This is a genomic window from Dyella sp. CR10 (assembly GCF_055814425.1).
Map to the genome: position 1 here is coordinate 4,961,868 of NZ_CP185986.1, position 19,881 is coordinate 4,981,748.

General features: G+C 67.2%; 15 protein-coding genes. 10 read left to right on the forward strand and 5 right to left on the reverse strand.

The window, feature by feature from the left end:
* The first annotated feature begins 16 nt into the window (after positions 1-16).
* Positions 17-604: an acyl carrier protein phosphodiesterase gene (locus ACNR9O_RS22230; protein ID WP_473684635.1), complete on the forward strand. Its 588-nt coding sequence runs from the start codon at positions 17-19 to the stop codon at positions 602-604.
* A 129-nt stretch (positions 605-733) separates the two neighbouring features.
* Here ACNR9O_RS22230 and ACNR9O_RS22235 read toward each other — a convergent pair whose 3' ends face one another.
* The gene (locus ACNR9O_RS22235) at positions 734-1,255 is read right to left on the reverse strand and encodes a c-type cytochrome (RefSeq protein WP_473684633.1); all 522 of its coding nucleotides are present in this window, start codon (positions 1,253-1,255) and stop codon (positions 734-736) included.
* Positions 1,256-1,623: 368 nt separating this feature from the next.
* Here ACNR9O_RS22235 and ACNR9O_RS22240 point away from each other — a divergent pair, with 368 nt between their 5' ends.
* The 5 genes from ACNR9O_RS22240 to ACNR9O_RS22260 all read left to right on the forward strand — a co-directional run bounded on the left by ACNR9O_RS22240 (position 1,624) and on the right by ACNR9O_RS22260 (position 10,480).
* Positions 1,624-2,889 (forward strand): efflux RND transporter periplasmic adaptor subunit, encoded by a 1,266-nt coding sequence (locus tag ACNR9O_RS22240; RefSeq protein ID WP_473684631.1) that lies wholly within the window; start codon positions 1,624-1,626, stop codon positions 2,887-2,889.
* Between the two features lie 105 nt (positions 2,890-2,994).
* Complete coding sequence (locus ACNR9O_RS22245) at positions 2,995-6,240, forward strand: efflux RND transporter permease subunit (protein ID WP_473684629.1); 3,246 nt, start codon at positions 2,995-2,997, stop codon at positions 6,238-6,240.
* 208 nt (positions 6,241-6,448) lie between these two features.
* The gene (locus tag ACNR9O_RS22250) at positions 6,449-9,586 is read left to right on the forward strand and encodes an efflux RND transporter permease subunit (RefSeq protein ID WP_473684627.1); all 3,138 of its coding nucleotides are present in this window, start codon (positions 6,449-6,451) and stop codon (positions 9,584-9,586) included.
* A 100-nt stretch (positions 9,587-9,686) separates the two neighbouring features.
* Positions 9,687-9,980, forward strand: coding sequence for a LysM peptidoglycan-binding domain-containing protein (locus ACNR9O_RS22255; RefSeq protein WP_473684625.1), 294 nt, complete (start codon positions 9,687-9,689; stop codon positions 9,978-9,980).
* A gap of 14 nt (positions 9,981-9,994) precedes the next feature.
* Positions 9,995-10,480, forward strand: coding sequence for a hypothetical protein (locus ACNR9O_RS22260; protein ID WP_473684623.1), 486 nt, complete (start codon positions 9,995-9,997; stop codon positions 10,478-10,480).
* Between the two features lie 78 nt (positions 10,481-10,558).
* Here the strand turns inward: ACNR9O_RS22260 and ACNR9O_RS22265 are convergent, their stop codons facing one another.
* Positions 10,559-11,062 carry a cupin domain-containing protein gene (locus tag ACNR9O_RS22265; protein ID WP_473684621.1) on the reverse strand — a complete coding sequence of 168 codons (504 nt, stop codon included), beginning with the start codon at positions 11,060-11,062 and terminating at the stop codon, positions 10,559-10,561.
* Between the two features lie 311 nt (positions 11,063-11,373).
* Here ACNR9O_RS22265 and ACNR9O_RS22270 point away from each other — a divergent pair, with 311 nt between their 5' ends.
* Positions 11,374-13,605 carry an NADP-dependent isocitrate dehydrogenase gene (locus ACNR9O_RS22270; protein ID WP_473684619.1) on the forward strand — a complete coding sequence of 744 codons (2,232 nt, stop codon included), beginning with the start codon at positions 11,374-11,376 and terminating at the stop codon, positions 13,603-13,605.
* A 55-nt stretch (positions 13,606-13,660) separates the two neighbouring features.
* Here ACNR9O_RS22270 and ACNR9O_RS22275 read toward each other — a convergent pair whose 3' ends face one another.
* Positions 13,661-14,734: a zinc-binding dehydrogenase gene (locus ACNR9O_RS22275; RefSeq protein ID WP_473684617.1), complete on the reverse strand. Its 1,074-nt coding sequence runs from the start codon at positions 14,732-14,734 to the stop codon at positions 13,661-13,663.
* A gap of 84 nt (positions 14,735-14,818) precedes the next feature.
* On the opposite strand from ACNR9O_RS22275, the gene ACNR9O_RS22280 reads away from it, so the two are divergent.
* On the forward strand, positions 14,819-15,724 hold the full coding sequence (locus tag ACNR9O_RS22280; protein ID WP_473684614.1) for a LysR family transcriptional regulator: 906 nt from the start codon (positions 14,819-14,821) through the stop codon (positions 15,722-15,724).
* A gap of 85 nt (positions 15,725-15,809) precedes the next feature.
* Positions 15,810-16,493 (forward strand): ArsR/SmtB family transcription factor, encoded by a 684-nt coding sequence (locus tag ACNR9O_RS22285; RefSeq protein ID WP_473684612.1) that lies wholly within the window; start codon positions 15,810-15,812, stop codon positions 16,491-16,493.
* 59 nt (positions 16,494-16,552) lie between these two features.
* Here ACNR9O_RS22285 and ACNR9O_RS22290 read toward each other — a convergent pair whose 3' ends face one another.
* Positions 16,553-17,479: a DUF2167 domain-containing protein gene (locus ACNR9O_RS22290; protein ID WP_473684610.1), complete on the reverse strand. Its 927-nt coding sequence runs from the start codon at positions 17,477-17,479 to the stop codon at positions 16,553-16,555.
* 127 nt (positions 17,480-17,606) lie between these two features.
* Positions 17,607-18,560 carry a LysR substrate-binding domain-containing protein gene (locus ACNR9O_RS22295; protein WP_473684608.1) on the reverse strand — a complete coding sequence of 318 codons (954 nt, stop codon included), beginning with the start codon at positions 18,558-18,560 and terminating at the stop codon, positions 17,607-17,609.
* A 208-nt stretch (positions 18,561-18,768) separates the two neighbouring features.
* Here ACNR9O_RS22295 and ACNR9O_RS22300 point away from each other — a divergent pair, with 208 nt between their 5' ends.
* Positions 18,769-19,875 carry a DmsE family decaheme c-type cytochrome gene (locus ACNR9O_RS22300; RefSeq protein ID WP_473684606.1) on the forward strand — a complete coding sequence of 369 codons (1,107 nt, stop codon included), beginning with the start codon at positions 18,769-18,771 and terminating at the stop codon, positions 19,873-19,875.
* Positions 19,876-19,881: the final 6 nt, after the last annotated feature.

Below are 19,881 nucleotides of genomic sequence, written 5' to 3' on the forward strand. Positions count from 1 at the left end.
CACCGGTGGAAGCGACGTGAACCATCTGGCCCACGCCCTGCTGGCGGGCGACGAGGACGAGCTGCGCCTGGGCGGCATGCTGGGCGATTTCGTGCACGGCAAGCTCGACGCCGGAGATTTTCCTCCGCGCGTGATCGATGGCATTCGCCTGCATCGTGCGATCGATGTGTTCACCGACACGCACGACGAGGTCGCCGCGGCGCGGCGACTGCTGCCGCCGCCATATCGGCGTTTCGGCGGCATCCTGCTCGACATCTGGTTCGACCATCTGCTGGCGCGCGATTTCGCCCGCTGGAGCACGCAGCCGCTGGCGATCTACTCGGACGATCTGCGCGCGCTGCTGCATCGGCGCGATGCGCTGTTGCCGGACGGACTGAAGCGCTTCCGCGCTTACATGGACGCGCACGACCTGCCGGCCGGCTATGCCGAGCGCGAGCAGATCGGGCGGGCGCTGCTGGGCGTGTCCGGTCGCTTGAGCCGGGCCAATCCGGTGGGTACCGCGCTGCCGGTGCTGGTCGAGCTCGAAGCGCCGCTGCAGGTGCATTTCGAGGCGTTCTTTCCGCAGTTACGGGAGTTCGCGCAGGCGTGGAGAGGTGCGGCCTGAGACCGAGGGATGGAGGCTGCCACGAGCACCCGCCCTCGTCCCAACCTTCTCCCCGGCGGGGAGAAGGGGCGAACGAAAAACGCCGCCCGGAGGGCGGCGTTCTGGTTTGACCTTATTAAAGCGGCTGGCTTACTTGGCCTGGTCGACGATCCAGTGCACGGCGTTCTTCACCTGCTCGTCGGTGAGCGCCGGGTTGCCGCCCTTGGCCGGCATGAAGTTGCCGTCCGGGCCGTGATAGCCCTCGATGGCGTGCTTGACCAGCGTGTCCACGCCCTGCGCGATGCGCGCGCCCCATGCGCCCTTGTCGCCCAGCTTGGGCGCGCCGGCCACGCCGGCAGTGTGGCAGCTGTGGCACAGGTTGTCGTAGATGGTCTTGCCATCGGTGCTGCCGCCGTAGGCGACCTGCGAGGCGGCGGCCTTGGCGGCGGCGTCGGCGGCGGCCTGCATGGCGGCACGGCCGGTGTCGCCTGCATATACCGCGCCGGCCGGAGCGATGCGCTCGGCGACCTTCTTGACGGCCTCGGGATTGGTTTCCTTGGGCTCGGCGTTGTAGATCATCCAGGCGCCGCCGATCAGGAGCACCGTCAGCACACCCAGGCCAGCGATCAGCAACGAGAAGCTGCGCATGAAGCTCTGGTCGGACTTGGTCATGGAACCGCTCACGCAAATACTCCCGGTTTCGGTGGGCGAACCGTCGGGCCTGGCCGGACCGCGGGTTCAGGCAAGAAGCCCGGGATTATAGACGAAGGCGGCGTCAAGTCTTCCAGGGCATCCGGGCGCCGCGAGCCGGGAACCGGGACGCGCCGCCCGGGTCCGAACCCTCGCCGGACACCGGGCCGACACACGCCAGCCGCATAGTGGCGCGGTTCATCCCTGCCATCGGTCATGCGGCACCCCTGTCAACTGGCATTGTCCATTTTCGTTGAACTGCCCCTATCCTTCCGTCGTCGTACCACATGCGCGCAAGCCGCGCGGGCGGGGTCGGGTGGCCCGCCCTATATCATCCAGGAGCTTTTTTCATGTCGCGTTTTTGGAAGATCGCGCTGATCGTCATCGCCGTGATCGTGGTGGGAGCGGTCGGTTTCCGTCTGATGCACAAGCCGGGCGGTGGCCAGGGGGGTGCCGAGCAGGCGGCCAATGGCCAGGGCAAGGGCGGTGAGGGCAAGGGCGATGGCAAGGACACGCCGCCTGTCCCGGTGACGGTGGAGCCGGTGGTCAAGCGCGATGTGCCGGTCTTCCTGACCGCGCTGGGCACGGTGCAGGCGCTCAACACGGTGACCATCAATCCGCAGGTCGCCGGCCAGATGCTCAGCCTGAACTTCACCGAAGGCCAGGAAGTGAAGAAGGGTGACGTGCTCGCCCAGATCGACCCGCGCACGTTCCAGGCCACCTACCAGCAGGCGGTGGGCAAAAAGGCGCAGGACGAAGCGTTGCTGGCGACGGCGCGCTCCACCCTGGCGCGCAACCAGAACCTGGCGCCCCAGGGCTATGTGTCCAAGCAGGACATCGACACCTTCCGCAACCAGGTGTCGCAGTACCAGGCGGCGGTCGAGGCCGACACCGCGGCGATCGCCAGCGCGCAGGTACAACTGAGCTTCACCAAGGTGATCTCGCCGATCGACGGCGTCACCGGCATCCGCGGCGTGGATCCGGGCAACCTGGTCACCACCACCAGCAATATCGTCACCATCACCCAGCTGCATCCGATCTACGTGATGTTCACGCTGCCGGAGCAGAACCTGGAGATGGTGCGCAACGCCGTGCGCACCAGCACCGATCCGCTGCAGGTCACCGCGCTGGACCGCGTCGACGCGCACCCGATCGCCGAAGGCGGCGAGCTGAAGGTGATCGACAACCAGATCGATACGACCACCGGCACGTTCCGTCTGCGCTCGCAGTTCGGCAACGAGAAGAACGATCTGTGGCCCGGCCAGTTCGTCAACGTGCGGCTGAAGGTGCGCACGGTGGCCGGCGGCCTGGTGATTCCCGCGCAGGCGGTGCAGCGCGGTCCGGATGGCGATTACGTCTACCAGGTGCAGGGCGACAGCACGGTCAAGATGCAGTCGGTGAAGGTCGCCGGCGAAGTGGGCGACAGCCACGTGATGATCGGCAGCGGCCTCAAGGAAGGCGACCAGGTCGTCACCGAGGGCCAGTTCCGCCTGAAGCCGGGCAGCAAGGTCAAGGCGCTCAAGCCCGGCGAAGTGCCGGCCGCGCCGACGGCCGAAGAGCTGCAGCAGCAGGGCAAGAAGGGTCAGCAGCGCGGCGGCGGCCGCCGCGGCGGCTAAGCCAAACCCGCCGGGCGCGCGCTTGTCGCGCGACGCCCGGCGCCACGCGCGGCGCATAGACGCGCCGCGCCCTGAAGTCCACAACGGACGGCCATCCAGGTAACCATGGGATTCTCGACGCTCTTCATTCGCCGACCGATCGCCACCTCGCTGCTGATGGTGGCGGTGATGCTGCTCGGCATCCTGGGCTATCGCCAGCTGCCGGTTTCGGCGCTGCCCGAAATCGATGCGCCCAGCCTGGTGGTCACCACACAGTATCCGGGCGCCAGCGCGTCCACCATGGCGGCGCTGATCACCACGCCGCTGGAACGCAACTTCGGCCAGATTTCCGGCCTGGCCATGATGACCTCCGACTCGTCCGCGGGCCTGTCGACCATCGTGCTGCAGTTCGCCATGGACCGCGACATCGACATCGCCGCGCAGGACGTGCAGGCGGCGATCAACCAGGCCAAGGGCACGCTGCCGAACAACCTGCCGTACCCGCCGGTGTACAACCGCGTGAATCCGGCCGACGCGCCGATCCTCACGCTCAAGCTCACTTCCGACAGCCTGCCGCTGCGCGATATCAACAACATCGCCGATTCGATCCTGGCGCAGAAGCTCTCGCAGGTGCAGGGCGTGGGCCTGGTCTCGATCGCCGGCAACGTGCGTCCGGCCGTGCGCATCCAGGTGAACCCGGCGCAGCTGTCCAACCTCGGCCTGACCATGGAGGACGTGCGCAGCGCCCTCACCCAGGCCAACGTGAATGCGCCCAAGGGCACGCTCAACGGCAAGACCCAGAGCTACAGCATCGGCACCAACGACCAGCTGGTCGACGCGGCCGAGTACAAGAACACCATCATCAGCTACAAGAACGGCGCGCCGGTGCGCCTGTCCGACGTGGCGCGCGTGATCGACGGCGTGGAGAACGACCAGCTCGCCGCGTGGGCCAACGGCAAGCCGGCGGTGCTGCTGGACATCCGCCGCCAGCCGGGCGCCAACATCGTGCAGACGGTCGAGCACATCCGCTCGATCATGCCGGAGCTGCGCAGCGTGCTGCCGGCCGACGTGCACCTGGATGTGTTCGCCGACCGCACCGTCACCATCCGCGCCTCGGTGGAGGACGTGCAGTTCACTCTGATCCTCACCGTGTTCCTGGTGGTGGCGGTGATCTTCGTGTTCCTGCGCCGGCTGTGGGCCACGATCATTCCCTCGGTAGCGGTGCCGCTGTCGCTGATGGGCACGTTCGGCGTGATGGCCTTCGCCGGCATGTCGCTGGACAACCTGTCGCTGATGGCGCTGACCGTGGCCACCGGCTTCGTGGTGGACGATGCGATCGTGATGATCGAGAACATCGTCCGCTACATCGAGCAGGGCAAGAGCGGCAAGGAAGCGGCCGAGATCGGCGCGAAGGAAATCGGCTTCACGGTGCTGTCGCTGACCGTCTCGCTGATCGCCGTGTTCCTGCCCCTGCTGCTGATGCCCGGTGTCACCGGCCGCCTGTTCCATGAGTTCGCCTGGGTGCTGACCATTGCCGTGGCGATCTCGATGCTGGTGTCACTGACCCTGACACCGATGATGTGCGCCTACCTGCTCAAGCCCGACGCGCTGCCGGAAGGCGACGATGCGCACGAGCGCCACGCCGCGGCCGGCAGGCGCACGGTGTGGTCGCGCACGGTGGACCTGTACGACCGCACCCTGGGCTGGGTGCTCGCGCACCAGCGCTTCACCATGTTCGTCGCGCTGATCACCGTGGTGGTGACGGTGTTCCTGTACATCGTGATTCCGAAGGGCCTGCTGCCCGAGCAGGACACGGGCCTGATCACCGGCGTGGTGCAGGCCGATCAGAACGTGGCCTTCCCGCAGATGGAGCAGCGCACCCAGGCCGTGGCCGAGGCGCTGCGCAAGGATCCGGCGGTGAGCGGCGTGGCCGCCTTCATCGGCGCGGGCTCGATCAACCCGACGCTCAACCAGGGCCAGCTCAGCATCGTGCTGAAGGAACGCGGCGAGCGCGGCGGCCTGGATGCCATCCTGCCGCGTCTGCAGCAGGCGGTGTCCGGCATCCCGGGCGTGGCGCTGTACTTGAAGCCCGTGCAGGACGTGACGCTGGACAGCCGCGTGGCCGCCACCGAGTACCAGTATTCGATGTCCGCGGTGAGTTCGACCGAGCTGGCCGGCTATGCCAACCAGATGACCCAGGCCATGCGCCAGCGCCCCGAGCTGTCCGACGTGGACAACAATCTGGCCGACAGCGGCAACGCGCTGAAGCTGACCATCGACCGCGAGAAGGCCAGCCGCCTGGGCGTGCCGGTGCAGACCATCGACGACACGCTGTACGACTCCTTCGGTCAGCGCCAGATCTCCACCATCTTCACCCAGCTCAACCAGTACCGCGTGGTGCTGGAGGTGGCGCCGGAGTTCCGCACCAGCCAGGATCTGCTCAACAAGCTCACCGTGCGCGGCAACGGCAACGGCGCGCTCACCGGAAGCAACGCCACCACCTTCGGCCAGGTGGCCTCGAGCAACTCGGCCACGCCGGCGGGCATCGGCAACACCGGCAACATCGGCTTCCAGGTCGGTGCCGGCGGCACCATTCCGATCGCTTCGCTGGCCAGCGCCCAGGTCACCAGCGCACCGCTGGTGGTCAGCCACCAGCAGCAGCTGCCGGCGGTGACGCTGTCGTTCAATGTGGCGCCGGGCTACTCGCTGTCCGATGCGGTCAAGGCTATCCACGAGCTGGAGCAGCAGCTCAACTTCCCGCCGCAGGTACGCGGGCAGTTCATCGGCAAGGCGGCGGAATTCTCCTCTTCGCTGGGCGATGAAGTGCTGCTTCTGCTCGCCGCGATCGTGGTGATCTACATCGTGCTGGGTGTGCTCTACGAGAGCTACATCCACCCGCTGACCATCATCTCCACTCTGCCGCCGGCCGGCGTGGGCGCGCTGCTCGCGCTCATCCTGTGCGGCATGAGCCTGTCGGTGGACGGCATCGTGGGCATCGTGCTGCTGATCGGCATCGTGAAGAAGAACGCGATCATGATGATCGACTTCGCGATCGAGGCGCAGCGCACCGGCATGAGCGCGGCCGAGGCGATCCGCCGCGCGTGCCTGCTGCGCTTCCGCCCGATCATGATGACCACCGCCGCGGCCATGCTCGGTGCCCTGCCGCTGGCGCTGGGCAACGGCATCGGCGCGGAGCTGCGCCGGCCGCTGGGCGTGTCGATCGTCGGCGGCCTGCTGTTGTCACAGCTGGTCACCCTGTACACCACGCCGGTGATCTACTTGTACATGGAGCGCTTCTCCGACTGGTTGAAGGTGCGGCGCGAACGCCGCGCATTGGAACGCGCAGCCACCGGTGGAAGCGCGGCGGCGTGAAGCCGCCGCCAATGCAACGACGCGGTGACGCGACGAAGGGGTGGGGCCGGGAGGCTCCGCCCCTTTCGGCGTCCTGGGGTGCCTCGCCAGTGCCAGAAGGCCCCCGCTCGTTCGTTCAACCGATCCACGTCCGGCGCGTTGAGTCCTGGATATCCCGCCTCACCCGGCGCCTGCGCTGCGCCGGCCGTTCTCCCGTTACGCTAACCGCATGAACATCTCCGGTCCGTTCATCCGCCGTCCCATCGGCACCTCGCTGCTCGCCATCGGTGTGTTCGTTCTCGGCGTGATCTGTTATTCGCTGCTGGGCGTCGCCGCCCTGCCGGAAATCCAGTTTCCGGTGATCTTCGTGCAGGCCAGCCAATCCGGCGCCGACGCCAGCAACATGGCCTCCACCGTGGCTGCCCCGTTGGAGCGCCACCTGGGTCAGGTGCCGGGTATCGACACGATGCGCTCGCGCAGTTCCGAAGGCAGCGCGTCGGTATTCATGATTTTCCAGAGCGGGCGCAACCTGGATTCGGCCGCGCGCGACGTGCAGGCGGCCATCAATGCCGCCCAGCCGGATCTGCCCAGCGGTCTGACCAGCCAGCCGAGCTACCAGAAGGCCAATCCGAACGACGACCCCATCATCGCCTTCGCGCTGACCTCCGACACGCAATCGGCGGCGACGCTCTACAACGTGGCCGATTCGCTGCTTGCCCAGCGCCTGCGCCAGCTCGACGGCGTGGCCTCGGTGGATATCGCCGGCGCGGCGACGCCGGCCATCCGCGTGGATCTCAATCTGCGCGCGGTCAACTCGATGGGCCTGTCGCCCGACCAGATCCGCAACGCGCTGATCGCCGCCAACGTCACCTCGCCGCAGGGCTTCCTGTCCAACGGCGTGACCACCATGGCGATCACCGCCAACGACAATCTGCACACGGCCGAGGAGTTCGCCGACCTGGTGATCGCCACGCGCAACGGCACGCCGGTGCGCCTGTCGGACGTGGCCAAGGTCTATGCCGGCCAGCAGGACGCTTATCAGGCCGCGTGGTACCAGGGCAGGCCGGCGGTGCTGATGTACGTGTACAAGAAGGCCGACGCCAACGTGATCGCCACCGTCGACGCGGTGCGCGATCTGATTCCTACGCTGCGCAGCTTCCTGTCGCCGGGCACCCGGTTGATGCCGTATTTCGACGGCACGCCGACCATCCGCGCCTCGCTGCACGAGGTGCAGGCCACCTTGCTGATCAGCCTGGCCATGGTGGTGCTCACCATGGCGCTGTTCCTGCGCCGGCTGGCGCCGACGCTGATCGCCGGCGTGGCCGTGCCGCTGTCGCTGGCCGGCGCGTTCGTGTGCATGTACCTGCTCGGCTATACGCTCAACAACCTCACCCTGCTGGCGCTGGTGATCGCGATCGGCTTCGTGGTGGACGATGCGATCGTGGTGATCGAAAACATCATCCGCCACATGGACGAGGGCGTGCCGCGCTTCCAGGCCACGCTGCTGGGTGCCAGGGAGATCGGCTTCACCATCGTCTCGATCACCGCTTCGCTGGTGGCGGTGTTCATCCCGCTGCTGTTCGCCAGCGGCTTCACCGGCCTGTTCATGCACGAGTTCACGCTGACGTTGGTCGCCGCCATCGTCATGTCGATGCTGGTGTCGCTCACGCTCACCCCGTCGCTGTGCGGCCGTTTCCTGCGTGCGCACGACGACAGGAAGCGCAAGGAGCCATCGCGCCTGGACCGCGCGCTGGACAAGTTCCATGAGGGAATGCTCGCCATCTACACCACGGCGCTGAACTTCTCGCTGCGCCACGCGCTGCTGTTCGCGCTGACGCCGCTGGCGCTGATCGTGGCCACCGTGTTCCTCGCCGGCTCGGTGCGCTCGGGCCTGTTCCCGCCGCAGGACACTGGCCTGATCTGGGGCCGCTCCACCTCCAGCGCCACAGTGTCCTTCGGCGAGACCATCAAGCGGCAGGATCGCATCACCGCCATGTTGCTGGCCGATCCGGCGGTGAAGTCGGTAAGTTCGCGCCTGGGTACCAGCCGCACCGGCACCAGCGGCTCTTTCAGCATCGAGTTGAAGACCCGTGCCGAAGGTCGTCGCGAAACCACGTTCCAGGTGCTGGACCGACTGAGCGCGAAGGCCGCCAAGTATCCGGACCTCAACATGCGCCTGCGCCCGTTGCAGGATCTTCCCAGCGGCGGCTTCGGCGGCGGCGGGCAGGGCGCGCAGTACCAGATCTCGCTGCAGGGCAACGACATCGGCGAATTGCAGGCCTGGCTGCCCAAGCTGGTCAACGAACTGAAGAAGAACCCCAAGCTCAAGGACGTCGGCTCGGACATCGACGATGCCGGCCTGCGCCAGAACATCGTGGTCGACCGTGACAAGGCCGCGCGCCTGGGCGTAGGCATCGGCACCATCGACAGCGCGCTGTACAACGCCTTCGGCCAGCGTCAGATCTCCACCATCTACTCGGATATCAACCAGTACAAGGTGGTGCTCAACGCGCTGCCCAACGAGACGGCCACGCCCGAGGCGATCAATCGCATCTACGTGGCCAACAGCAAAGGCGAGATGGTGCCGCTCACCGCGTTCGCGCGGCAGGAGCCGGGCGTGGCGCCGTCGACCATCTCGCACGAGGACCAGTACTCGACGATGGACCTGAGCTTCAACCTCGCTCCCGGCGTGAGCATGGGCGAGGCGATGCAGATCGTGCAGGCCACCGTGACCAACATGCGCATGCCCGGCGACATCCGCCTCAATGTGGGCGGCGATTTCCGCCGCTTCCAGCAGTCGCAGAGCGGCATGCTGCTGTTGCTCGCCGCGGCCATCATCACGGTGTACATCGTGCTGGGCATGCTCTACGAGAGCCTGATCCACCCGGTCACCATCCTGTCCACGCTGCCGGCCGCCGGCATGGGTGCGCTGCTGGCGCTGTGGATCACCGATACGGAGCTGTCGATCGTCGCGCAGATCGCGCTGGTGCTATTGATCGGCATCGTCAAGAAGAACGCGATCATGATGATCGACTTCGCCCTGGTGGCGCAGCGCGAACACGGCAAGTCGCCGCTGGAGGCGGCGCGCGAGGCCTGCATCGTGCGCTTCCGCCCGATCATGATGACCACCATGGTGGCGATCCTCGCCGCGCTGCCGATCGCCATCGGCCTGGGCGAGGGTTCGGAGCTGCGCCGTCCGCTCGGTATCGCTCTGATCGGCGGCCTGCTGATTTCGCAGAGCCTCACCCTGCTCAGCACGCCGGCCTTGTACGTCATCTTCAGCTGCCTGGCCGATCACTGGAAGGCGTGGCGTTCGCGCCGGCGCGAGCGCCGGGCCACGCGACGAGACGTCGCGCGGGCCTCCTGAACCGCGGGCCCGGCTGGCCTTGGCGAGCCGTCGGCCTATCACAACGCGTTAACTTCATTGCCGGATACTGGCCGCTCCATACGGGATGGAGGAGTGTTCGATGGGCAATGAAACGGGCAAACCCGATTTCTCCAACGTGCAGAGCGAGGTCCAATCCACGGCGCCCGACGCGCCGAAGGCGGATTTCAGCAACGTGGAGAGCACGGTCGCCTCGACCGCGCCGGATGCCGAGCAGACATACACGGTGCAGTCCGGCGACAACCTCTCCAAGATCGCCAAGCAGTTCTACGGCACTGCCGACTGGAAGCGCATCTTCGATGCCAATCGCGACCAGCTGAGCAATCCGGACCTGATCAAGCCCGGTCAGGTGCTGAAGATTCCCGCCAAGGCCTAACGGAGGAGACACGCATGAAGTTCACCACCCCGCACCTGATCGCGTTCGCACTGGCCGCCACCCTGGCCCTGACCGCCTGCGGCAAGAAGGAGGAGGCGGCCACGCCCGCCGCGCCGCCCGCGGCCGCCACCGCCGCGCAGCCGGCGGCACCCGCCGCGCCTGCGCCCGTGCAGGCCGCGGTCAGCCTGGCTTCCATCGACCTGGGCAGCGCCGTCGGTCCCGACCAGAAGGTCAGCACGGCCACCACCACCTTCAGCCCGAAGGACAGCATCTATGCCGCGGTCAGCACTACCGGCAGCGGCACCGCGACTATCGCGGTGAAGTGGACCTACCAGGACGGCCAGACGGTGAAGGAAGACAGCAAGACCATCGCGCCCACCGGTCCGGCCACTACCTCGTTCGAGATCAGCAAGCCGGACGGCTGGCCGGCCGGCAACTACAAGGTGGACGTCACGCTCAACGGGCAGCCGGCGGGAACCAAGGACTTCTCGGTGAAGTAAGCAGCACGCCCGAAGGTACGTCGTGAAACAAAGGGGCGCGGCCATGCCGCGCCCTTTCTGTTTCCGGTTCGCAGGTTCTCAGGAGGACGGGGCCTGCCGCTGCCGGCAGGGCACGGCCTGCTGCGCCGGCGTGGCGCCGGCGGGCAGGATGTCCGGCACCGTGATGTCGCTGCCTTCGGTGCCGGCGTAGAACACGATCAGCGTCGCCGGCTCCGCGCCGGTGTAGCCGCGATGCACCTGGTTCACCAGTTCGGGCAGCACCTCGCCCGCGGCGATCGAGCAGGCGTCGCCGGGTTTGCCGTCGCTCCCGCGCTTCTCGACCGTGAGCGCGCCCTGCAACACGTAAGCGGCGTTGATCACCGGATGGTGATGCCAGGCCAGCGTGCTGTGGGCCGGAATGAGAATGCGCAGCACCGTGATCTCGGGCTGAGTCGCGCCGTAGGGCGGATATGGCTTGCCGTCCCAGGACCGCGTGGTCTTGAGCAGGACCTGGCTATCGGCGGCGTGGCCGGGCAGCGCGCAGATGGCCAGCATCGTGGCGACGGCGAGCGATGCCGGGAGATTCCGTGTTGAACGGGGCATGGCTTTTCCTTCCAGGGACATGGGCGAGGTCGCGCCCATCGTCGGCGGTGACGCGTGAAGGTACCAGCGAGGCGCGGGTGGCATCGCGTGTCCATATCGCACGACATGGCAAGGGCACTTGCCCATACCTCGCCGTACGTGCGTGTGCTGGCTGGAGGATCGGGCAAGACCGCCGGGCGGTTCCGTCCCCTGGCCGAAAACGCGACAATGCTTGGCTTTCGCGGACTCGCCGCCATGTCGTCGGTTCCGCGCGCCGCCGGACGACGGCGCTTCCCTACCTGTCAACGTCGTTGCAAGAGGCCACCGCAGATATGTCCAACACGCCGAAGATCATCTACACCCTCACGGACGAAGCGCCGTTCCTTGCAACGCAGTCGCTGCTGCCCATCGTCAAAGCCTTCGCCGGCGCCGCCGGCATCGCGGTGGAGACGCGCGACATCTCGCTCGCCGGCCGCATCCTGGCGCTGTTCCCCGACCAGCTGAAGCCGGAACAGAAGATCGCCGACGACCTCGCCGAACTGGGCCAGCTGGCCACCACGCCGGACGCGAACATCATCAAGCTGCCCAACATCAGCGCCTCGGTGCCGCAGCTGAAGGCCGCGATCAAGGAACTGCAGCAGCAGGGCTACGCGCTGCCGGACTATCCGGACGAGCCGAAGAACGAGCAGGAGAAGGACGCCAAGGCGCGCTACGACCGCGTCAAGGGCAGCGCGGTGAATCCGGTGCTGCGTGAAGGCAACTCCGATCGTCGCGCGCCGCTCTCGGTGAAGAACTACGCACGCAAGCACCCGCACAAGATGGGTGCGTGGAGCAAGGATTCGAAGTCGCACGTGGCCCATATGGACGGCGGCGATTTCTACGGCAGCGAGAAGTCGACCACCGTCGACCAGGCCACCTCGGTGAAGATCGAGTGGTCCGGCAAGGATGGCAGCACCACCGTGCTCAAGGACAAGACCGCGATCAGCGCCGGCGAGATCATCGACGCGGCGGTGATGAGCCGCAAGGCGCTGGCCGCCTTCATCGACGCGCAGGTCGCCGATGCCAAGCAGCAGGGTGTGCTGTTCTCGCTGCATCTGAAGGCCACCATGATGAAGGTCTCCGACCCGATCATGTTCGGCATCGTGGTCAGCGAGTTCTACAAGGACGTGCTGGCCAAGCACGCCGATACGCTCAAGCAGATCGGCTTCGATCCGAACAACGGCATCGGCGATCTGTACGCGCGCCTCAATGCGCTGCCGACGCAGAAGCAGGCGGAGATCACCGCCGACATCCAGGCCGAATACACCCGCCGCCCGGCGCTGGCGATGGTCAACTCCGACAAGGGCATCACCAATCTGCATGTGCCCAGCGACGTGATCGTCGACGCCTCGATGCCGGCGATGATCCGCGACTCCGGCAAGATGTGGAACGCCGAAGGCAAGCTGCAAGACACCAAGGCGGTCATCCCCGATCGCAGCTATGCCGGCGTGTACCAGGTGGTGATCGAGGACTGCAAGGCCAACGGCGCGTTCGATCCGGCCACCATGGGCAGCGTGCCCAACGTGGGTCTGATGGCGCAGGCGGCCGAGGAATACGGTTCGCACAACAAGACCTTCCAGATCGCCGCCGACGGCGTCGTGCGCGTGATCGACGAAAACGGCAACGTGCTGCTGGAACAGCCGGTGGAAGCCGGCGACATCTGGCGCATGTGCCAGACCAAGGATGCGCCGGTACAGGACTGGGTGAAGCTCGCGGTCTCCCGCGCGCGCCTGAGCGGCACGCCGGCGGTGTTCTGGCTCGATCCGCAGCGCGCGCACGATGCGCAGTTGATCAAGAAGGTCGAGCGCTACCTCAAGGATCACGACACCAGCGGCCTGGACATCCGCGTGATGTCGCCGGTGGAGGCCACCCGCTTCTCGCTGGAGCGCATCCGCAAGGGCCAGGACACCATCTCGGTGACCGGCAACGTGCTGCGCGATTACCTCACCGACCTGTTCCCGATCATGGAACTGGGCACCAGCGCCAAGATGCTGTCGATCGTGCCGCTGATGGCCGGCGGCGGCCTGTTCGAGACCGGCGCGGGCGGTTCGGCGCCCAAGCATGTGCAGCAGTTCCTGGAAGAGGACTACCTGCGCTGGGATTCGCTGGGCGAGTTCCTGGCCCTGGCCGCCTCGTTCGAGCACCTGGGCAACCGCTACGGCAACGCCAAGGCGGGTGTGCTCGCCAAGGCGCTGGACCAGGCCAACGGCAAGATCCTGGACAACAACAAGTCGCCCGCGCGCAAGGTCGGCGAGCTGGACAACCGCGGCAGCCACTTCTACCTCGCCATGTACTGGGCGCAGGCGCTGGCCGAGCAGAACGAGGACGCCGAGCTGAAGGCGATCTTCGCGCCGGTGGCCAAGGCGTTGACCGGGAACGAGGCGACGATCATCGCCGAGCTCAACGGCGCGCAGGGTAAGGCGGTGGACATCCACGGTTACTACCACCCGGACATCGCGCTCCTGGGCAACGCGATGCGGCCGAGCACCACCTTGAATGCGGTGGTGGATGGGCTGGCGAAGTAAGCATCGCTCGCACGGCAAGAAAAAAGGCGCCTTCGAGGCGCCTTTTTTTCGTGTATCAGCCCGCCAAGGCAACCACGGTCGATCGCAGACTCTGCAGCGTCTGCGCATCGTCGATGGCCCGCTCTAGGTCCTCGAAGCCGAAGCGCCGCACTTCCACGTCATCCAGCGGCAACAGGCCGGACCGCACCAGCGACACCAGCGCCAGGTAGTCGGCGCGGGTGTACATGAAGTGCCCGATCAGCTCCCAGTTGTTGATCAGCATCTGCCCGTACGGCAGTGGCAGCTCGCCCTGCATGCTGCCCATCAATACCAGGCGGCCGCCGCGGCGCAGGCTGTGCAGCGTGGCGAGGGTGCTGTGGGGATCGCGTGCCTGGCCGACCATGTCGAACGCCAGATCGATGCTGCCGCCCGCCGCGTCGCGTATCGCTATCGCATCCGCTGGCGCGTCGCCGCTGAGCACAACGGGCAGCACGCGGCCGCGGCCGAGTTCGACCAGGCGTTGCAGTGCCTCGGGCCGACGTGCAATCGCCACGACCTTTGCCGCGCCCATCGCCAGCGCGGCGAGCACCGCGCCCGAGCCGAAGTTGCCGGCGGCGCCGTTCACCGCGACGGTTTCGCCCGCGGCGAGCCGCCCGCGACGCAGTCCGCCGAAGGGCACCGCGAACTTCGACAACGTCGCCAGGCGCTCGGCCGGCAAATGTTCCAGGCCATCCAGCGGCACCAGCGTGGACGCAGGCATTTCGGCGATTTCGCGCAGGGTGCCATGCGGAAACGCGGCCAGCATCGCAGCGCTGTCGGCGCTGATGCCGGTAAGGCCGAGCAGGGCCTGCGCGGGTTCCGTCACGGCTTCATCGGCGATCCAATAAGGGTTAAGCGCTACCCGCTGTCCCGCGTGGAAGTGATGCACGCCCGCGCCGACCGCCTGCACCGTACCGACGCCATTGGTCCCTGGCGTGAACGGACCGGGCGGATACGCGTAGGGCAGGGTGCCCTCGAGATAGGCGCGGGTATAGCTGAGCAGCGGGACGGCTTCCATCTTCACCACCACCGCACCAGGGCGCGCTTGCGGAGCGTCGACGTCACGCAGGGCGAGCGGCTGTCCAGGCTGATCGAGGAACCAGGCTTTCATGGCGGATCTCCGTGAGGGCTGGTTGCCACCTTAGGGAGCGCCGACCTATCTTTGAAATGAATAGTCGAGATAGGACCTATCAACATGATTGATTTGCGCGGCCTCGATCTGAATCTGCTGCTTACCCTCGACGTGCTGCTGGCCGAGCGCAATGTCACCCGCGCCGCCGAGCGCCTGCATCTCACCCAGCCGGCGGTGTCGACCCAGCTGTCGCGGCTGCGTCACGCATTCGGCGATCCACTGCTGATTCCCGCGGAGACCGGCCGCGGCATGGTGCCCAGCGCACACGCGCTGGCTTTGGCCGAGCCATTGCGCGTGGCCTTGAAGGACCTGGAATCGGTGCTGCGCTACCGCTCCACCTTCGATCCGCGCGAAGCGAAGCGCCGCTTCGTCATCGCCGCCAACGACAACGCCTTCTCGGTGCTCGGCCTGCGCCTGATGGAGCAGCTGTCGCACGAAGCCGGCCCCGGCGTCGGCCTGGCCTTCGTGGCACCGGAGCTGCCACGTATCGCCGCGCAGATGGAAAGCGGCGAGGTCGATCTGCTGCTCGGATCCGAGCGCATGGTGCCGGCGAGCATGAAGGCGCGGAAGCTCTACGACGAACGCTTCGTGATGGCGCAACGCAAAGGTCATCCGCGTGGCACGCGTCCGCTCACCCTGGCCGGCTACTGCGCGCTGCGCCACGTGCTGGTGTCGACCAGCGGCGGCAGCTTCCACGGCTTCATGGACGAACATCTGGAAACGCTCGGCCGCAGCCGCGACGTCGTCGCATCGGTGCAGAGCTTTGCCATGGCCGCGGAGCTGCTGTGCGCGACGGACTACGTTTCCACTCTGCCGTCACGCCTCGGCGCACGTTACGCCGATCGCCTGGACAGCTTCAGGCTGCCGTTCAAGGCCCAAGGCTTCGCACTCTCCGTGGCCTGGCACCCGCGCAACCATGCCGACGCCGGCCTGCGCTGGCTGCTGGATCTTGTCAGCGCGGCGGTTTGACAGGCGCATCGCTATCGTTTCGTCTGGTAGCGAAACGTCCGCGTGCTGTGGCCACTAGACTGCCCGTATGACCGATGCCCCCGCCATGAACCGCTATCAGCTAGCCGAAGTCGGCGCGCTGCTCGCCGAGCCGGCGCGCGCGGCCATGCTGCTGGCGCTGTCCGATGGCACTGCGCGTCCGGCTGGCGAGCTGGCGCACCTTGCCGGCGTGGGCGCGGCGACCGCGAGCGCGCATCTGAAGCGTCTGCTGGACGGCGGCCTGCTCGCGCTGCACGTGCAGGGCCGCCATCGCTACTACCGTCTCGCCGACGACGAAGTGTCGGCGATGCTCGAAGCGCTGGCCATGCCGCGCGCCCGTGGCGCGGCCATCAAGCCGGTGGCCGATGCAGCGGTGCGGCGGGCTCGCACCTGCTATCGCCATCTGGCCGGCCAACTGGGCGTCGCGTTCTGCGAAAGCATGCTCCAGCGCCATTACCTCGAGGCGGCCAGCGAAGGCTTGCGCCTGCGGCCTGCCGGTGCGCATGCCCTGATCGATGCCGGCCTGGACGCCGATGCCGCGGACGGTCTGCTGCGCCTGCACGGTCGCAGTTGCCTGGACTGGACCGAGCGCCGCCTGCACGTAGGCGGTCCGCTGGGCGTGGCGATGACGGCGGCGATGCTGGACGCGGGCTGGCTGCGCAGAGCGGCGCAGGGGCGCGCGCTGGTGCCGAGCGCCGACGGCCTGCGCCGGCTGGCGTTGCTCGGCGTGCGGCTGGACGGGACGACGTAGCGCATGAAAAAAGCCCGACCCGCAGTGCGGACCGGGCTTTCGTGCGCGCGAGAGGCGACTTACTGCGCCTTCTTGCGCCCGAACAGCTTGCGCAGCGCGGCGCCGACCGCGATCACGCCGGCGACCAGCACCTTCTTGAATGCCAGCAGCAGCGCGCCGAGCTTGGCGAACAGGCCGGCCTTGGCGGCGATGCCGCCGGCCACCAGCGCGCCGATACCGTAGGCCGCGACCTTGTCGGTCTTGGCGTTGTAGTCGGTGTAGCGCTCGCCGTCGTTGAACTCGGTCATCTGCAGCACCTTCGGCATGTCCGCGCGCACCTGGGCGAGCTGGTCCATCGGCGCCAGCGCGTTGAGCGAGAGGTAGCCGCGGCGGCCGAGCACGCGAATGTCGTAGTTCAGCGAGGCGCCTTCGGGCGAGCCGTCGGATTTCTTGAAGCGCAGATTGCGCGCCCAGTAAAGCTTGTGGCTGTTCGCGTCGTAATGCGGCGGTTCGGCCCAGCCGACCAGCTCGATCGCCGGATAGCCCTGCTTGAGGCGCTCGGCGTTCTCTTCCTTGGTCCCTTCCTGCATGTCCTTGAGCATGTCGTTGTAGTCGATCTTGGCCGCATCCTCATCGGACACATAGCCCTCGTCGACGAAGGTCACGACCACCGCCCAGGCCTTGTCGTCGACCAGCACCTGCATGTCCTCGCTGGGCAGGATCATGCCGAGCACTTCCTTGTCCGGCGGGTTGTTCCACAGGCGCGTCAGCACTTCCTGCGCTTCCTTGGCCGACAGGAAGCTGTAGCCCTTGTCGAGTTTGAGCGTGGCCTGCGCGCCGGGGATGGCGACATTGCCGGTGGCGGGGTGCAGCGACTTGAGGAAGACCTCGGTGTCGGCGGAGGTGCCTTCTTCGGCGGCCGGTTCGTCGGCGGGCGCGGCGAGCAGCGGCGCGCTCCAGGCGAAGGCGGCCAGCAGGCCGAGCGCCGGCAATAGCTTGATTTTCATGAGCGGATCCCTGGGTATCGTCCGTTGATTGCGGGTGCGTCCGATGCGGGCGCGTGAGCCATCGCGCCCCCTGTGGAGCGATGGATGCGGAATTTTCTCAAGTGAGCTGGAGCTTGACCAGCCCCGCTCAGGCCACCGCGAGCAGCGGTTTCACGTCGCCGCCGGGAACGCCGCGCTGGGTCCGCGCGAGCACGTCGGGCAGGTGTTCGGCCACATAGTCGACGAAGCAGCGCATCGCCGGCGTCTGCCCGTGGCGCGAGGGATAGACCGCGTGCACGTTGCCCGGCGGCAGGCTCCACGCCGGCAGCAGCGGAACCAGCTGACCGCGCGCGATCGGGTCGCGGCAGATGAAGCGCGGCAGCTGGGCGATACCCAGTCCGCCGGTGACCGCCTGATACAACACCTGCAGATCGTCGCTGACCAGGCTGGGGTGATGCTCCACGCGCTGCGCATGGCCGGCGGCGTCGAGCAGGGTCCAGAAATGGCGCCCTTCGCAGGAGAGCACGCTCATGCTGGGCACGTGGCTTAGGTCGGCCGGCTGCTGCGGCGGCTCGATGCGCTGCAGGAGATCGGGGCTGGCCACCAGCATCTGCGGATCCATGCCGAAGCTGCGCACCACGAGGCTGGAATCCTGCACCGCCGAGCGCACGCGGAAGGCGATGTCGTAGCCGTTCGCCACCACGTCCACCTGGTGATGGCAGATGTCCAGATCGATCTGCACATCCGGGTGGCGGCGCAGGAAACCCACCAGCACCGGTGCCAGCAGCAGCTGCGCGAACATCACGGGGCAGGCCACGCGCAGGCGTCCGCGCGGAATGGCCTGGGCATCGTCGATGACTTCCTGCGCGCGGTCGGCGGCGGCCAGCATCAGGCGGCACTGGTCGTAGTAGCGGCGGCCGATCTCGGTGACGTGCGAGCGGCGCGTGGTGCGCTGGATCAGCCGTACGCCCAGGTTCTCCTCCAGCCGCGCGATGCGGAAGCTCAGCTGAGACTTGGCGACGCCGAGCGCCCGGCTGGCGGCGGTGAAGCTGCCCTGTTCCACCACCTGCACGAAATAGAGGATGTCATTGAGATCCTGCATGTCCCGGGCTCTCCATGGTGCGACGCGCTTTTTCAGGCTACCGCAAGGTCGTGCGGCCCGATGGTGCGTCGCGGCAAGTCGCGATTGTTCTTACGGGCTGGACAATTATTTTCGACTCAAGGGCTTATCCGCGGCTTGGTGAGGGTGAATACTCCCAATCGGTGCCGGCCTTGCCTGGCGCCTCACGCTAGCCAAGGGATTCCAAGCCATGCGTGTGTGCCCGTTTCCGCTCGGGATGTTGCTTTGCGTGGCGCTCGGCCTGGCTGGCACGCTGCGCGCCCAGGATGCCCCGGCCCGGCAGTCGCCACCGGTCGGACCCTCGGGCATCAGCCAGAGCGACATCGCGCGGATGCTGCCGGCGACCGACATGGGCGCCAACGACGCACGCAACCGCGACCCCCATCTGCGTCCCGTCAGCGATTCGCCCGCCACGCCGTTCGACGCCGCCCCCATTCCGAAAAACCCGCTGGCGCCGGATGCCGATGCCATCGGCGCAAAGACCTGTATCGCCTGCCACGCGCTGGAGAACGTGCAGGCCTCGCACTCGCTGCACGTCGCCTCGTTTCGCGTTGGCGCCGCGCACTCCGGACCCCAGGCGGCCTGCGAGACCTGCCACGGACCGGGTTCGGTGCATGTGAAGAGCCCCGCGCAGAAGGGTTCGATCATCGCTTTCACTCACGATGGCGGCACGCCGGTGCAGGCGCAGACGCAGGTCTGCCTCGGCTGCCACGCCGGCGGCGCGCGGCAGCACTGGCTGGGCTCGGTGCACGAGAACCGCGGCCTGTCCTGCTCGGATTGCCACAACCCGATGGCACGGCTGTCGCCGGAAGGCGTGCTGGCCAGGCCGACCATCAACGAGGTGTGCAGCACCTGCCACCAGGACATCCGCGCCAAGTTCAACCGCCGTTCGCACATGCCGCTGCCGGAAGGCCAGATGGCCTGCACCGATTGCCACAACCCGCACGGCACCATCACCAAGCCGCTGCTCAAGACCGATACGGTCAACGAGACCTGCTACACCTGCCATGCCGAGAAGCGCGGGCCGTTCCTGTTCGAGCACGCGCCGGTGCGACAGAACTGCCTCAACTGCCACGACGTGCACGGCTCCAACCAGCAGACCTTGCTGGTCGCGCCGATTCCGATGCTGTGCCAGCAGTGCCACACGATGACACGGCATCCGAACGACCTGCAGACCGTCAACGGCCTCGGTACCGGCGTGTCGCCGGACGAGCGGATCATGGGCCGCGGCTGCCTGACCTGCCATACCAACATCCACGGGTCCAACAACCCGTCCGGACCGAAGTTCCACAAGTGAGGGAGG